This window comes from Tamlana carrageenivorans (assembly GCF_002893765.1).
Taxonomy (GTDB): domain Bacteria; phylum Bacteroidota; class Bacteroidia; order Flavobacteriales; family Flavobacteriaceae; genus Pseudotamlana; species Pseudotamlana carrageenivorans.
This window is the reverse complement of the sequence record NZ_CP025938.1, coordinates 4002406-4018578: the sequence shown is the minus strand read 5'-3', so window position 1 is coordinate 4018578 and position 16173 is coordinate 4002406. Positions and strand designations below refer to the sequence as shown.

The 16173-nt window shown below is 35.6% G+C and carries 10 protein-coding genes; 4 read left to right on the top strand and 6 right to left on the bottom strand.

What is annotated here, in order from left to right:
- Positions 1-56 precede the first annotated feature (56 nt).
- Entirely contained in the window at positions 57-4112 is a 4056-nt protein-coding gene (locus C1A40_RS17605; RefSeq protein WP_158651407.1) for a LamG-like jellyroll fold domain-containing protein, read from the bottom strand.
- 479 nt (positions 4113-4591) lie between these two features.
- Between C1A40_RS17605 and C1A40_RS17600 the strand changes: the two genes are divergently transcribed.
- Both C1A40_RS17600 and secDF read left to right on the top strand, forming a co-directional pair.
- Positions 4592-5203 carry a hypothetical protein gene (locus C1A40_RS17600; protein WP_102997018.1) on the top strand — a complete coding sequence of 204 codons (612 nt, stop codon included), beginning with the start codon at positions 4592-4594 and terminating at the stop codon, positions 5201-5203.
- A 232-nt stretch (positions 5204-5435) separates the two neighbouring features.
- Positions 5436-8432: a protein translocase subunit SecDF gene (secDF, locus tag C1A40_RS17595; RefSeq protein WP_102997017.1), complete on the top strand. Its 2997-nt coding sequence runs from the start codon at positions 5436-5438 to the stop codon at positions 8430-8432.
- A gap of 95 nt (positions 8433-8527) precedes the next feature.
- Here the strand turns inward: secDF and C1A40_RS17590 are convergent, their stop codons facing one another.
- Positions 8528-9211 carry a LytR/AlgR family response regulator transcription factor gene (locus C1A40_RS17590; RefSeq protein ID WP_102997016.1) on the bottom strand — a complete coding sequence of 228 codons (684 nt, stop codon included), beginning with the start codon at positions 9209-9211 and terminating at the stop codon, positions 8528-8530.
- 2 nt (positions 9212-9213) lie between these two features.
- Entirely contained in the window at positions 9214-10239 is a 1026-nt protein-coding gene (locus C1A40_RS17585; protein ID WP_102997015.1) for a sensor histidine kinase, read from the bottom strand.
- 262 nt (positions 10240-10501) lie between these two features.
- Between C1A40_RS17585 and C1A40_RS17580 the strand changes: the two genes are divergently transcribed.
- Positions 10502-12880 carry a TonB-dependent receptor gene (locus tag C1A40_RS17580; protein WP_102997014.1) on the top strand — a complete coding sequence of 793 codons (2379 nt, stop codon included), beginning with the start codon at positions 10502-10504 and terminating at the stop codon, positions 12878-12880.
- A 78-nt stretch (positions 12881-12958) separates the two neighbouring features.
- Positions 12959-13930 (top strand): type I phosphomannose isomerase catalytic subunit, encoded by a 972-nt coding sequence (locus C1A40_RS17575; RefSeq protein WP_102997013.1) that lies wholly within the window; start codon positions 12959-12961, stop codon positions 13928-13930.
- Between the two features lie 267 nt (positions 13931-14197).
- Here C1A40_RS17575 and C1A40_RS17570 read toward each other — a convergent pair whose 3' ends face one another.
- The 3 genes from C1A40_RS17570 to C1A40_RS17560 all read right to left on the bottom strand — a co-directional run bounded on the left by C1A40_RS17570 (position 14198) and on the right by C1A40_RS17560 (position 16173).
- Entirely contained in the window at positions 14198-15064 is an 867-nt protein-coding gene (locus C1A40_RS17570; RefSeq protein WP_102997012.1) for an alpha/beta hydrolase, read from the bottom strand.
- A 115-nt stretch (positions 15065-15179) separates the two neighbouring features.
- A complete protein-coding gene (locus C1A40_RS17565; protein WP_102997011.1) occupies positions 15180-15839 on the bottom strand; it encodes an alpha/beta hydrolase in 660 nt (219 codons plus the stop codon).
- 1 nt (position 15840) lies between these two features.
- Entirely contained in the window at positions 15841-16173 is a 333-nt protein-coding gene (locus tag C1A40_RS17560; RefSeq protein ID WP_102997010.1) for a hypothetical protein, read from the bottom strand.

The following is a 16173-nucleotide window of genomic DNA, read 5'->3' as shown; positions in this document are numbered from 1 at the left end:
AATGTTTGGACTTAGTCAAACTTAGTCTGACTGAATACAGCCTACATCCTTCCTTCTTATTCCACTAAAATCTTTTTAGACACGATGCCCTGTGCTGTTTGTAATTTAACGATATAAGCACCTGAGTTTAAATTTCTGGTTTTAAATATATTATACGTGTTTTCGTTGTCAATTTCGAAATGTTGAACCGGTTGTCCTAAAATATTAAAAAGACCTATGGTTTTTACGGCTTTCAAATTTGGGTTACGTAATACCACACAGTTTTTCTGGTTGTTAAAGTAGATGTGTAAATCTTTATCGAAAGTGCTTTCATCGCTATGTAGCGCTGCATCTTTAGAGAAAGTCATAACAAACCTATCGTGGTATTCTCCAGGACTTAGGTGAATTTCGAAATCAGAAGCTCTTAAATCATGATAGGTGTTTAATATATTATCAAATAAATAGACTTCGGTTTTAGCGTCAACATACTCTAAAGCGTCAATTTTTAATGTCACCAATCCTTCTGTCGATACTTTTATGCCTAGGGGTAATTTAAGATCTGGGTCCTCAAAATCTTTAACCGCTTGAATAACTAATTTGACATCATCAAGCAGCCAATACATGTCTTCTTTATGATTTTCAATGAGTGGGGCTTCAAAACCAATATCGAAATTTATTGAAGCGCCTTCGTCGGTTCCTAGTAAAAGTTGTCTGTTGTAACTTTCTGGAGAATGTAAAGCCAATCTAATTTTAGCTCGGGTATCGATGTAAGAAGTGCTTGTTGATTTTTTTGAAGTGGCTTTTAAAAATTCTGAATTACCACTACCTTCGGTAACAAATATACGTTGACTGTTTTTAAACACAATATTACCACCTTTTATTGTGGTAACTGAACCAGTGCCATCAAGAACAGTTGAAACAAAAAAGCCTTGTCCTACAGGAATATAGCGTTTGGCTATTTTACCTGGGGCTCCAGTAGCATTAATTCGAGAGTCGTTAGAGAATGCTTGTGTTTCTCCGGTTTTAGTAACGATGGAATAGCCACCTTCATATTCTCTGGTGTAATGGGTATTTGTAGAAATATGATCCCAGAAGTATAAGGCGCCATTTATGATGTTGTCTGAATTATTTCCACCATCGGCAATATTATCATCTATAAAAGCATGAGCATCAATTGCCGAAGGATATGGGTTTCCTATCAGATATTCGTTATCTACATCTAATATTAATCCTGGAATATTTCCACTAAATGGAATGCCTTCAAAATTATAATCCTGTACTGCATCAGTCCCTTTCATGGTAAACCCTTCACCTGCACTTAGCGCGCCTGATTTTCCTGCATGAACCCAATGATAAATATTATCGGCAGGTTTGTTTGGGTAACTGTATAACCAATACTCTGATATGGTGCCAGCACTCCCATTGATATCTGTGGTGAAATTTACGTTTGATATAACGCCTTCAACCGAGTAGCTAGTGTTTGTTGCTGCATTGGAACTAACACTTCCCACAGGCGACGACCAGTAATTATACTCATACATGCTAGAAGCTCCCTGTTGAGCGTGTTTAAGCACGCCGTTGCTAGCGTTGGTGATATTGCTGTGTTCGGTTTCAATAAGTTGCGATTCACCTTGTAGGTCTAGCGTACCGTATAAATCTACTGCAAAACTTGTATACAATCCTTTTGAAGCTGGAACGGTTAAAGTTGCACCAGGGTCTATATAAATCCCTGCAGTACCTTGCACGTCATAACTGCCATCAAGTGTGACATCATGAGAAATTTTAACGATAGAAGCATCATCTTTATTTCCAGATTTGGTATGAATATCCCAAACATCCCCATGTAACCAAGTTTTCGGATCTGACCAATTACCGCTTGCGCTTGTAGTCGTTACATAAGGAAGCGGAGCGGTTTGGTTGTAAATGGTTTTAAAATGATGCATTTTGGCTCCAGAAGGATTGGTGCTGGAAACCAAATTTTCAAGAATATCGTCTGTATAATTATCAAACTTGTAGTATTTAATAATGCTAGAGGCATAATCCGTTGGATCAGGAAAAAGACTAGTTAGTACGCTTCCTTTAGAAAAAGTGCTTTCATCTAATTCTTGATAGATACTACTCTTAATATGAATAGGAGACAAAGCTTCGTTAAATACCCTAACTTCATCTATTTCACCTTTGTAAAAGAATGTAGGTTCGGTGGCTGGTGAAACAATTGTAGAGCTGCCTATCATGAAATTCCCACTATTGTCTACACCTCCAAAACTTGTTGTCGACGCTTCTTCAACACCGTTAATGTAAAGTTTTGTTTCTCCTACTTTGGTAGTACATGTAATATGTGTCCAAAGCCCTTCTTTTAAGGTTGTAGTTGACTGTAAATTGTTTGCACCGATAAATGCTCTGATAGTATGGTCGGTGTCAATTCTCAAATAGAAATTATTTTTCCCTGCAATGATTTGAAATCCATTATTGGTATTAGCGCCACCATATTTAACAAATGCCATAATCGTACCGCCGCTACCTGCTGGGAAATCAACGGTATCATCTTCTATATAGTCATTACGGCCATCAAAATATAGGCTATGGCTTCCATTTATGTCTCTAGGAGAACCAAATAAGCTACTGTCGCCATCCAAGGAATCCATGACACCATCTTCATCGGCATCGGTATTGTCCGTTAGTTTTCCATTACCATCCAACAAGTTTGCGTAAATTAATCTAGGGTCGTTTGTAGCTAGTGGATTTACCTCCAAATAATCGGGGATGTTTGGATCACCAAAAGTACTAATGGGGTTTTCTTGCCCATCATTTCCGTAAGAATCAGTAAGACTAGTGTTCCCTTCCTGAAAATCAAAAACATCTAAAATACCATCACCGTAACCAGGAGCATTTCCTCTAAAGGTTTCGGAGTCGATGCCATCACCAATACCGTCACCATTACTATCACCATCACCGTTGTAAAAACTTGTATCGTGGGTGTTTGTGGCTCCCGATTCATCCACATCAAAAAGTCCGTCGTTATCGCTATCAAGGTCAAGGTAATTAGGCACACCATCTCCATCGGCATCTCGCCACGGATGATTTAAAAAATCAGTATAAGTAAGGTATTCTAGGCTGTCTAATAGACCATTATTATTAGCGTCTGTCCAACCAGTCATGCCAGTTAAATGTCCTTTTCCGTTACTCATTGTAGCAGTATCAAAAGTTGGGTCTGTAGCGATACTAGCTTCCACCACATCAGGAATACCATCGTTATCGGAGTCTAAGTCGTAAACATCGGCAATGCTATCGCCATCTAAATCGCAAAGGGATTGTTTAATTACGATATCATCTATAGCGAGGTCGTTTCCTCCGCCACTATCTTCGTTGTTAACAAATTCTACTACAATCGTAGTTTCTATTGGAGTAAATGAATGTTTAAATTCTCGCCACCTCAATAATTTGTCGCAATCATCCATGCCACTTGGGCATCTAAATATTTTACCAGGAGCATAAGTTGAAACAGGTGTAGTTAAGTCTGATTCGTAGTAAAAGTTGACAGTAATGTTAGGTTGGAGTCTGCCTGGGGTTACATTATCAACATTTACAGCCCAGTAACTATATTCAAGTAATACACCTGAAATCAATCCATTAATTTTAGTTCTGTAAAAAACTTCCCCCTTGTTATCTGCATTGAAAAGCGCCATTCTACCATTGGTATCTCCCGTATGGTCAGTTATGGGGTCCCAAGCATGCCAAGCCCAAGTTGCTACTGAACCACTTGGTCCAACAGGCTCGCTGTTGTTTCCATTTGTTATATGATTTGTTAGGGTGTATTCTCCATCGTTTACGCTTGAATTTGAGTCATTACAAGCATTTGGATCCGATGATGTTGTGGTTTCATTATCCTCAAAGCAATAGCCGGTGTAAACATCATAATCAGAGCTCGACATTGAAGCTCTCCCAGTTCCGGCACCAAAAGTTTCATTTAAAAAGATAAACTCGGTAATGGTAGAACTGGCTATAGCTGCGCAGGCTTGTTCTTCAATGGCGTCTGAGATGCCATCATTATCATCATCTTCATCAATGTTATCTTTAATGCCATCACCATCACTATCGGCTATGGCACTATCACTAGCAGCGGTAGCACTCATCGATTTCGTGCTTGTTAATGTGTTGTATTGAGTTTGGTTCGATTTGTTTTGAGCACTTAGACTAAGAGAAGTTGTTAAAATAGCAATTAGACATAACAGTGTACAAAAAATGGTAGTTTTTTGCATTGTAAAGTAGGTTAAATGGGGTTAGTAGTTGTTTTATGTAATCGAGTACAATATACTTATGTATCTGGTATTCACAAAATAATGTTTATTATTTTTAATCTAATTTCTGTGTTGAAGTAAATTATTGCTATCGATAGGTTTGAATTTGAAATGAGTACCATTATTATAATTTATAGAAAACCTTGCACAAGGGAGTCTAAACTCGTCATAATTAAGTTTAAGTTAAGGTGTTTTATTTAAGAGAGGTGCGTGATGTTTTAGTAAAATATTAGTTTAAATTGTTGATATTTAGTTTTTTATGTGGTTTTGAGTATGGATTAGCAATACCAGAGTAATTTTTTTATATTTGGCGCATGATAGCAAGATGGTGCCTTAGCGCTTTTATATTTTCATTAACCCTTTTTGGTGTCCTTTCTCAGCAGCAAGTAAGTTTGCCTAATCAGGAGGTTGTTTTACAATTTTCTGAGGAAACTTTATCGGCTAGAGAATTACAACTGGTTTTAAGTGATATAAAACATCAGCTATTAGAATCAGGGGTAAGTAACCTTCAGGTGAAAGCTTATGATAATGGCGAATTTCGTATCAGTTACTACAGTACGGTCGATGTTGCTATAATTAAAAAGGTGTTTAATGATGAGGCTCATCTTGAAATAGCTCATGCCGAGCACCAACAACCTATACAGCTTCCTTCCGAAGATCATTCTAAAAAATATAATGTCGATGTCTATGAAATCCAGTCGGGAAATACTACGGATTGGGATTTTAAAGGGACACTTGTTTTACAAGTAGATTCTAAAAGTGATCGATATATTTCTTCCAACACACTGTTTTCTGTTGGTTTTATTGATACCTCGAAAGCAGAAATTACTTTTCAAACGGCCTTTAAAGTGTGTCAAAACATTTTTCTTGATTTCCAAGATGGCCTTCATGTTATTCCCGAAGTTCGAGCTGGCCCCATTTGCTAAAGGCTAAGATAGCATGTGCCTGCTATATTTTAAAAGTTTTTTATGTTGGTGAGTGTCATTATTTAAATCAAAAAACACTTGATCAATATGAAAAAAGAGCCTACCATTTTTCAATAAACCTTTCTAAAACCGCGCGCTTAGAAAGTAAACAATCATAAAAAATAAATCATTAGTTAGTTTTGGGCTTAAATTCTATATTTGCCCGATTAAAAATTGACGTAAAAATTATAAAATGCAAAACAAAGGATTAGTAAAATTGTTTGCACTTTTGTTTGGTTTGGTAAGTATTTATCAGTTATCATTCACATTCAAAGCAAATCAAATTGAAAAAGAAGCTGTGGAATTGGCTACAAACAAAATTCCATCTTCTGAAGAAAATTATCACGCAAAACGTAGTAGAGAAGAATCTAACTACTTGCAATCTATTGCCAACGATACCGTGTATAACATGGGTATTGCGAAATTCACTTATAATGAGGTGAAGCAAAAGGCCATGAACTTAGGTCTTGATTTAAAAGGGGGGATTAATGTGATTCTTCAAGTATCTGTAAAAGATATCTTAAAAGGTTTAGCAAATAATACGGCCGATCCTACTTTTAATAAAGCTTTAGAAGATGCTACAGAACTTCAAAAAAATGGTCAAAACACTTATTTAGAAGATTTCTTCACAGCTTTTGATGCCATTAAGGGGAATACAAAATTGGCGTCTCCAGATATTTTTTATACCAAAGCATTGGATGGTGAGATTGACGGAAGCATGTCTGATGACGAAGTAAAAGTTGTTATCGAAAGAAAAATTGACGAGTCTATCGTTTCTGCATTCGAAGTATTACGTAAACGTATTGATGAGTTTGGTGTAACATCACCTAATATTCAACGTTTAGGAACTTCTGGTCGTATTTTAGTTGAATTACCAGGTGTTAAAGATGTAGAGCGTGCTACAAGTTTGCTACAAAGTACAGCGCAATTAGAGTTTTGGGATGCTTACAAAGGTGAGCAGTTCTTTCCTTTCTTAGCACAAGCTAATGAAACTTTAAAAGATGTTGTTGATACTAAAAAAGGTACTGAAGAAGCTACAGAAGAAGCTGACGATAAATCTTCTCAAATTGATGATTTATTAGGTGATGCTGTTACCGATTCTACGGCTGTTACAGCGGTTAACCCAATTTTTGATCTTATTAGAGGTCAAGGGTACCCAGGTGGACCAATCATTGCTAAATTTGAAGCAAAAGATAAAGCCACTGTTCTTGATTATTTAAACAGAAAAGAAGTTAGAGACTTATTACCATCAGAGCAACGGTACGTAAAATTTGCTTTTGGTAAGCCGGAAAAAAATAGCGAACTAATTGATTTATACGCTTTAGTTGGTAACAGAGAAAATATTCCACCATTAAGTGGTGATGTTGTAACCGATGCTAGAAACCAATTTAGTGCGGTTGGGAAATCGGAAGTTTCTATGCAAATGAATGCTAAAGGTGCTAAGATCTGGGAAGAAATGACTGGAAATGCTTACGCTCAAGGTAGTCAGATTGCTATTGTACTAGATAATATCGTTTACTCTGCTCCAGGTGTTACTACAGGACCTATTGCTGGTGGTAGTTCTTCAATTTCTGGAGATTTTTCATTAAACGAAGCGATCGATTTAGCCAACGTTTTACGTGCTGGTAAATTACCTGCTTCTGCAGATATCATTTCTAGTGAAGTTGTTGGTCCTTCTTTAGGTAAAGAAGCGATTCAAAGCGGAACCATGTCATTCATGATTGCTTTAGCTTTAGTATTATTATGGATGGTATTTTATTATGGGAAATCTGGTTTATTTGCCGATATCGCCATGTTATTAAACATCTTATTAATCTTTGGTGTACTTTCTGGTTTAGGCGCTGTTTTAACCTTACCTGGTATTGCGGGTATCGTATTAACTATTGGTATGTCGGTGGATGCGAACGTACTTATCTTTGAGCGTATTCGAGAAGAATTAGGTAAAGGTAAGGGACAAGTTGAAGCGATTAAAGACGGATTCGGAAATGCTTTATCTTCTATTTTAGATGCGAACATTACAACTGGTTTAACAGCTTTAATCTTATTTGTATTTGGTACAGGACCAATTAAAGGTTTTGCAACGACCTTATTAATTGGTATCGCAACGTCTTTATTTACTGCAATATTTATTACTAGATTATTAATCGATTGGTATACAAATAGAGGTGGTAAATTAGAATTCGCTACGGGAATTACTAAAAACTTATTTAGAAATATCAATATCGAGTTTTTAAAGAAACGTAAAATTGCATACATTATTTCAGGATCTTTAATTGTTGTTTCGTTAGTTTCATTATTTACAAACGGATTAGATCAAGGTGTTGATTTTGTTGGAGGTAGAACCTACCAAGTGCGTTTTGCTCAAGCGGTTTCATCAGCTGAAATTACAGATGTTTTATCAGACCCTGCTGTATTTGGTAGTGCCGATGCTAAAACTTTTGGAGCTTCTAATCAGTTGAAAATTACCACGAAACACATGGTAAACGAGTCGGGTACAGAAGCTGATGAGCATATCAGACAAAAGCTTTACCAAGCTTTAGTGCCTTATTTAGAAGGGATTTCATATGAGCAGTTTATCGACTTAAATGATGTGAATAAGCAAGTAGGTTTATTAGAAACTTACAAAGTATCACCAACCATTGCCGACGATATTAAGCAAGCTTCTTTATGGGCTGTATTAGGATCGTTAATCGTGGTGTTCTTATACATCTTATTCCGTTTTAAGAAATGGCAATATTCTCTTGGTGCTGTAGTTGCTGTATTCCACGATGTGGTTATTGTATTAGGGGTTTTCTCATTAACTTATAAATTCATGCCATTTAACATGGAAATTAACCAAGCGTTCATTGCAGCGGTCTTAACCGTAATTGGTTACTCTTTAAATGATACCGTGGTTGTATTCGATAGAATTCGTGAGTACTTTAACGAGCATACTTCATGGAACTTCAGTAAAATTGTTGATGTGTCATTAAGCAGCACATTAAGTAGAACTTTAAATACATCATTAACTACTTTAGTGGTGTTATTAGCTATCTTTATTTTTGGTGGAGATTCTATTAGAGGATTTATGTTTGCCTTAATTGTAGGGGTGGTTGTAGGTACCTACTCATCTTTATTTATAGCAACACCTGTTATGTATGAAACAGTAGATAAATCTAATAAAAAGAAAGCGCTTAAAGGCGGTGAGTAATTCACAGCTTTTAGTTTAAATATAAAATGCCTGTTAACGATGTTAGCTGGCATTTTTTATGTTTAAATTTTTAATGCGTATTCTTATTTAAAAGCCTAAAGCTTCAGGATGTTTTTGGTGAAATTATCTTTATAAACTCTTCCAATTGGGATTTTATAATCACCTTGAAGATAAACCGTAGAGCTTACTAATTTCTTTATTTTCTGAATATTCAAAATATAAGATTTGTGAATGCGATAGAATTGATTCTGAGGCAAAACTTGTATCCAATGGCGCAACGGCTCGTGGGACACATATTTTTTATTTGCGGTCATGATTTCAGTGTAGTCGGAATCTGATGCAATAAATAGAATATCATTAATCACAACTTTTATATGCTCGTAACCAGATTTAATAAAAATTTCAGAAGGAATTTGAGCGCTTAATTCTGTTGGTTTGGGAGTTACTTTAGATACGGCCTGAAAAAACCTCTGAAACGAAAAGGGCTTTAGTAAATAATCGACCACATTTAACTCATAACTTTCCAAAGCATATTCAGAGAACGCCGTGGTTAAAATGACCTGCGGCAAAGATTTTGAACCTTTAAGAAACTCTATACCCGAAATTTTTGGTAAATGAATGTCTAAAAACATCAAGTCGACCGTGTTATCCTTTAAGAAATCCATGGCTTTTATGGCATCAGAGAAAACACCTTCTAAACTAAGAAAATCCACATCATCAATGTACTTTTTTAAAATACGTTGCGCTGGTGGTTGGTCTTCAATGATAATACAAGTCATAGTTAAACAATTTTATGAAGCTTTAAAGTTAAATGAATCTGATAAAAGTTATCATGTTCATTAATTTTTAATTGGTGGGCATCAGGATAGAGGAGCTCCAACCTTTTTTTAACATTTTTCAAACCGATACCATGCGTTAAATTATCGGGTTTGTTTATGGGTACAAAATTGTTGCTGCAATGAAAATTTAAAACGTCATCTGTCATCGAAATGTCAATGTTAATTTTAATGTCTTCGGATTGCGCTGATTGACTATGTTTAAAAGCGTTTTCAATAAAAACGACCAATATCAATGGGGCAATTTCATACTGCGTATTGATATTTTCAACCAAAAAATTGATGACTCCACGTTCTTCTATTTGAAGTTCATTTAATTGGGTGAAATTTTTTAAGTGTTCTATTTCTTTACTGATAGACACATATCGCGCTTTACACTCGTAAAGCATGTATCGCAACACCGAGCTCAGTTCTAAAATAATAACAGGAGTTTTAGGTGAGGCTTCAATGGCGTACGAATACAAGTTGTTTAAATTATTAAATAGGAAATGCGGATTAATTTGTGATTTTAAAAACTGAAGCTCACTTTCTTGAATGTGTGAGGTTAATTTCTCAACCTGGCGTTGTTTTACAATGGCGTCCCAAGTGAATTTAAATCCAGATAAAATGGTTATAACTGGTAGAATATCGGCAAGCATAAAAAAGACACCTGGAAAAGTATCAGACCGCTTGGTATTTGGGAAAAACACTTTCTCAAGAAAAAATTCTTCCGTAAGGATTACAGCAACAATGAGTAAAATTAAATTCGCAGTAAATATGAAATACTTCTTCTTATAGAAAAAAGTAGGAATTAAAATGTAACTAATAATGGCAGCGGCAACAGCATAGTTTAAAAAGAAGATAATGTGGTAAAACTCAAAGGTTCTGTTTGTTCTATCGTAAGTGTAGAAAATAAAAACCAGTAAATGTAGGATAAGTTGGAAGACAACTTCTCGCCAAGTTATTTTTTTAAACGTGTTTTCTTTACTCATGTATCGAAATTACAATTAAAACCAGAATAATAAAAAGCAACTTCTGTGAACAACCAAATAAATCATGCAAACGTAAATTTGGGTTTATGTATTTGTAGTGCAAGCAATGAAAGAATTAAGCATCAAATGAATGTCATTTACTTTTGCATCATCAAGCTATCTAAGGAGTGATTTGCCGTTTACTGGAATGAATTTGTCGTTCGCGGGATACAATCTGTTATTCTGAAAATAAATGAACATTTTTGCATAAACGCAATTGAAAATGAATTACAGAAAAGGCTATTTTATTTTATCTCTGTTATGTTTAACCCTGTTTATGGGTTTAAAAAGTTCTGCTCAAAACATTCAAATTAAAGGTCAGGTTGTTGAAGAAAATAGCAAGCAATCTTTAGCTTTCGCTACAGTGGCTATTGTAGATCAGGCTACTAAAAAGGCAATCAGCGGATCTATTACCGATGATGAAGGGTATTTTGATTTAGATACGTCTGCTAGTAATTTTTATGTTGAAGTGAGCTATATGGGCTTTATCTCAAAAACTATAAAAACTTTTGATATTAAGAGAAATACAGCTAATCTAGGCGTGATTCTTTTAGCTGAAGATGCCGAACAATTAAATGAAGTCGTGGTACAAGCCGAAGTTTCTAGAAACGAATTTAAGTTAGATAAGCGTGTTTTTAATATCGGAAAAGACATTAGTAATACAGGGGTTAGTGCTTTAGAAGTGCTTAGTAATGTGCCTTCGGTAAGTGTAAGTATTGAGGGAGCGATAAGTTTGAGAGGTAGTCAAGGTGTGCAGGTTTTAATTAATGGAAAGCCGTCTATCTTAACCGAAGATTCAGGTTCTTTAGGAAGTATAACTGCTGATATGATCGAAAAAATAGAAGTGATTACAAATCCATCGGCTAAATATGAAGCCGAAGGCACTTCTGGGATTATCAATATTGTTATCAAAAAAGAGGAACGAAAAGGTGTTAACGGGTCGGTGACTTTAAACACGGGAGTGCCCGATAACCATAGTGTAGGATTAAGTTTGAATAAACGTTCAGAAAAATTTAACCTATTTACTCAAATTGGTTTAGGACGTCGTTCTTCACCGCAGGATAGTGAAAATATTAATAACGATTTAATCAATAATACCATCCTTTATAATATTGGAGAAAGTTTTAGAAATGAAAAATTCTATACCATTACGCTTGGAACCGATTATTATATTAACGATAATAATGTGATTACCCTTTCGGGGAATTATGCTTTCGAAGATGAAGATCAGCCTTCAGATAATAATTATCAATTATTTGATGAGGATGAAAACCTAGTGTCGGAGTGGAACCGAAATGAAACAACTGAAGCTTCAAATCCGAAGTGGCAATACGAACTGCAATACAAGCGCGATTTTGAAGATCATGAAGATCACGATTTACTAATTAGTGCCACGGGACGTTCCTTTTCTAAAGATCAAAATTCCTTGTTTAGTGATAAAACGGTTTCTGGTTCAGATTACGACGCCACACAACGTACTAGAACCGATTTTGGAGAAAACACTTTTACTTTTAAGTTAGACTATACCAAGCCTTTTTCTGAAAAATGGAGCATGGAAACTGGTGTGCAATATGTTTTAAGTGATGTGAGTAACGACTATGAAGTGCAAAACTTAATAAATGGTAATTTTGAAACCGATTTTGGTCTTACCAATATTTTTGAATTCGACCAAGATGTATTAGGTGTTTACGTTACTGGTGCTTTTGATAGTGGAAAATGGGGCGTAAAACCGGGATTAAGAATGGAGTATACCAAAGTAAATACGTTATTGGTTGATACCGACGAAGCTAATAATCAAGATTATTTCAATTTTTTTCCTAGCATTCATACGTCTTATAAAATATCGGATATGGTTTCCTTGCAAGCGGGATACTCTAAACGTATTTACAGACCCAGACTTTGGGATTTAAATCCATTTTTTAATATAAGAAACAACTTTAACATCCGTCAAGGAAATCCTGACCTTCAACCCGAATTTACAGATTCCTATGAAGTAACTAGTATTTTTGATATCGGAAAAACATCATTAAATTTCGGATTGTTCCAGAGGTATACCACCGAAGTGATAGAGCGTGTTTCAACATCTTCAAACAACGTGATTGTGCAACGTCCCGAAAATATTGGAACGAATAGCACTTATGGAATCGAGTTTAATACCAAAATTAGCCCTGTACAATGGCTTAGCTTTAATGTTGATTTCAATTATAATAAGTTTAGTCGCGTGGGAAGTTTTCAGACGACTGTATTTGATTTTAAAGGTGACCAATGGAATTCTAAAATCCTAGCCAAATTTAAATTTCCTGCTGATATCGATTTTGAAGCTACAGGAAATTACAATTCAAAATACCAAACCATTCAGAGCGAGGTAAGCGACAATATATTTCTAGATTTAGGTTTACGCAAAAAAATATTAAAGGGTAAAGGTGTTATTAATATGAGTGTACGTGATGTTTTTGAATCCCGTATTCAGGAAAGTGTTACTGTTCAAGACGATTTTGAAGCTTATAGTAAAAACAAGCGTGGGCGTTTTATAACTTTTGGGTTTAGCTATGGTTTCGGTAAAGGTGATGCTATGGAGTATTCTGGAAGTCGAAGACGTTAAGCTAGCTTGGTTTTGGTCTAAAAATGTTTAGCTTTGTGCTTACCAAGCTAATAAATTATGTTTTAAAACCAACGGCTTATGAAATTGTACCCTTTAAAGTTTACCCCATTATTTAAATACCGTATTTGGGGCGGTGAGAAACTAAAAACGCAACTCCATAAAAAATATACCGAAGATTGTATTGGTGAATCTTGGGAGATTTCTGATGTTTCTGGAGATGAAACCGTAGTAACTCGAGGTGCCTTACAAGGCAGTACTTTAAAGGATTTAATAAAAACATATCAAGGCGATTTTATAGGTAAGAAGGTTTATGAAGCTTTTGGAGAGGATTTTCCATTACTGATTAAGTTTATTGATGCCAAAACACCGTTGTCTGTTCAAGTACATCCTAGTAATGAAATTGCTAAGGAGCGTCATAATTCCTTTGGGAAAAATGAAATGTGGTATGTCATGCAAGCTGATGAAAATGCCGAACTTATTGTAGGTTTCGATAAAGAAATAAGTAAAGAAGCCTATAAAACATACTTAGAAAATAATACGATTTTAGATGTGATGCACCATGAAACGGTGCAGAGTGGTGATACGTTTTACATTCCTACAGGGCGTGTTCACGCCATTGGTGCCGGGGTTTTGTTGGCGGAAATTCAACAAACTTCCGATATCACATACCGTATTTACGATTACGATCGTGTAGACGCTAAAACGGGAAAGAAACGTGATTTACATAACGATTTAGCTATCGATGTTTTAGATTATAAAGTACACGATTCGTATAAAACGGCATACAAAACAGCTAAAAACGAAGCGCATACCCTTGTAAATTCACCTTACTTTAAAACCAATATTATTGATGTTGATGCCTCTATTAACCGCGATTTTACAGAATTAGATTCCTTTGTAATTTATATCTGTGTTGAAGGTGACGTAGAACTTCTTTGTAATAATTCAAATTACAGTATTAAAAGAGGCGAGACCATCCTTTTGCCAGCAAGTATTAACAACGTAACACTTAAATCTGAAGGCGCGAAGTGTATTGAGGTTTTTATGTAGGTTTTTGTTTGTTGAATTGTTGGTGCGTCTAATTGTGTAACCGTAAGGCGTTGTCAAATAAGGTTTTGTGAAGGGGGTAGAGTTTAAAGTTTAAAGTTAAGTTGAAAACTATAATATTAACTTTAACTGAAATAGCAAGTTGTCACACTGAGCCTGTCGAAGGGTATATAATCTCTGAATCTCTACCACTTTAATTCTCCAACGACATTTTTTTAGTGCGATGCATTTAGCCTAAAGCCTAAAGCCTAAAGCCTAAAGCAAATAGCATTATAAACCCAACGACTCCAAAAACGGCCAGACAAATTTACCAAAATCCGATTTTTGTGATCTTGAAAAATTACCGTGTTTCCCGCCTTTAACCGTCATAAACTCTGTTTTAACACCTTGTGCTTTTAATTTTTTGTAAAGCTTAACCGATTGAGAATAGGGCACCGTAGGGTCTTTGTCGCCATGAATAATGAAGGTAGGCGGACTATCTTTAGAAACGTAGTACATGGGTGAAACCGATTTCACGAATTCTGTGTTGAGGTGGTGGTTGTTTAACCATCTTTTAGCCGAACCATCGTGATGTAAAACGGTTAAATCTGCAGGTCCATATTCATCGATAATGGCGGCAACTTTTATAGTGCCTTTGTAATGACAGTTAGTATCAAACTTTTTGTTGTTTCCTAACAAACCTGCCATAAGAGCAAGATGACCTCCTGCAGAACCTCCCATGATCACAATTTTATCGGTGTCAACATTGAGTGACTTGGCGTGTTCGTAAATGTAAATTAATGCACATCTCACATCCTGGATAGCCGCAGGAGCAGGAGCAACATCTGTTAAACGATATTCCACATTAGCCACAGCATAGCCTTTTTTAAAGAATGTACCAAAACCGGTTTGCGATTCTTTTTGCCCAGATTCCCATCCGCCGCCATGTATATTAATAACTATAGGTGTCGGCGTTTCAGAAGTCGAATTGGTGTATAAATCCATGCGACCTTTCCAACCGTTTATTTCGGTGTAAACCTGATCGATAGTAGCGGTGTAATTTGAGGGGTATTTAACAGGTTTGAATTTAACCGACTGGCTAAAACTGTTACACACAAAACTTAATATAATAAGTAGCGTAAATGGTGTTTTTATCATTTCTGAAGGATATTATAGGACACGAAATTTATTCAGAAAGATAAATAATTTGCGTGTAGTTTCACTTTAAAATTTGATTGAACTTATGCCTTTTCTAGGCGCATCAATCAGCTAACTACCCAATGCGTGCTGTAAGCCAAGCTTTGAACTCATGAAAATTTTGAGGTGCTACACCATGACCAACAGGAAATTCAGAATATTGATTTTTAATATTTAAATTATTTAAAAAAGGTGCTGTTTGTCTGGCCCATTCCACAGGAATTACTTGATCTACGCTACCGTGTGAACAATAAAAATCTAAGTTTGAGTAATCTTTCGCGGCGATATCATCAGGGAAAATATCTTGAACTAAATAGCCACTTAAAGCCACAATGTTTTTAACCTTTTCAGGATAATTAAGAGCCACCCCATAGCTTAAAATGCTACCTTGGCTAAAGCCTAAAAGTGACACATTATTTTTATTTACAGGATAAGCTTCAACAGCTTCATCAATAAAATTAGCAATTAAATCGCGGGATTGTTGGGCTTGTTCGATATCATTCCACTTGCCTTTTTCGGCATCAAAGTTAATGGCATACCAAGCGTTTCCGTAAGGAGCCAAAGGGTAAGGAGCCTTTACGGAAATGATAAATAGTTCTTTAGGTAGTTCGCTAGCAAACGAAAACAAATCATTTTCATCACTACCATAACCATGCATCATGATTAATAATGGTGCATTTTCGGTTAAACTAGATTTTCTAATAAGGTGTTGTAAAGAAAGTGATGTGTTTTCCATGTTATATTCCAATATTTGCAAATATTTTTTGATAAAAAGCGCCAACTAAAGGCGCTGGCTGTGTTTTTCTGGTTAAAGCATTTGAAAAACCAAAAATAAAAAGCACGGCAAAAAACAAATAAAAAGCAGAGGTGATAAGCCAGCTATCAAAAGCACCAACAATATAACCAAGGGCAAAAAATGTTAACCAAAGTCCTAGCGATTGTCGGATGTGGAAACTTGCAAAAACACTAGGCTTTTCATTATTTAAATAGAAGGCGATAATCACACCAAAAATAGTTATATAACTAATTATGGCATTTTTACGCCCATTTTCTATATCCTGTTCTGTCAT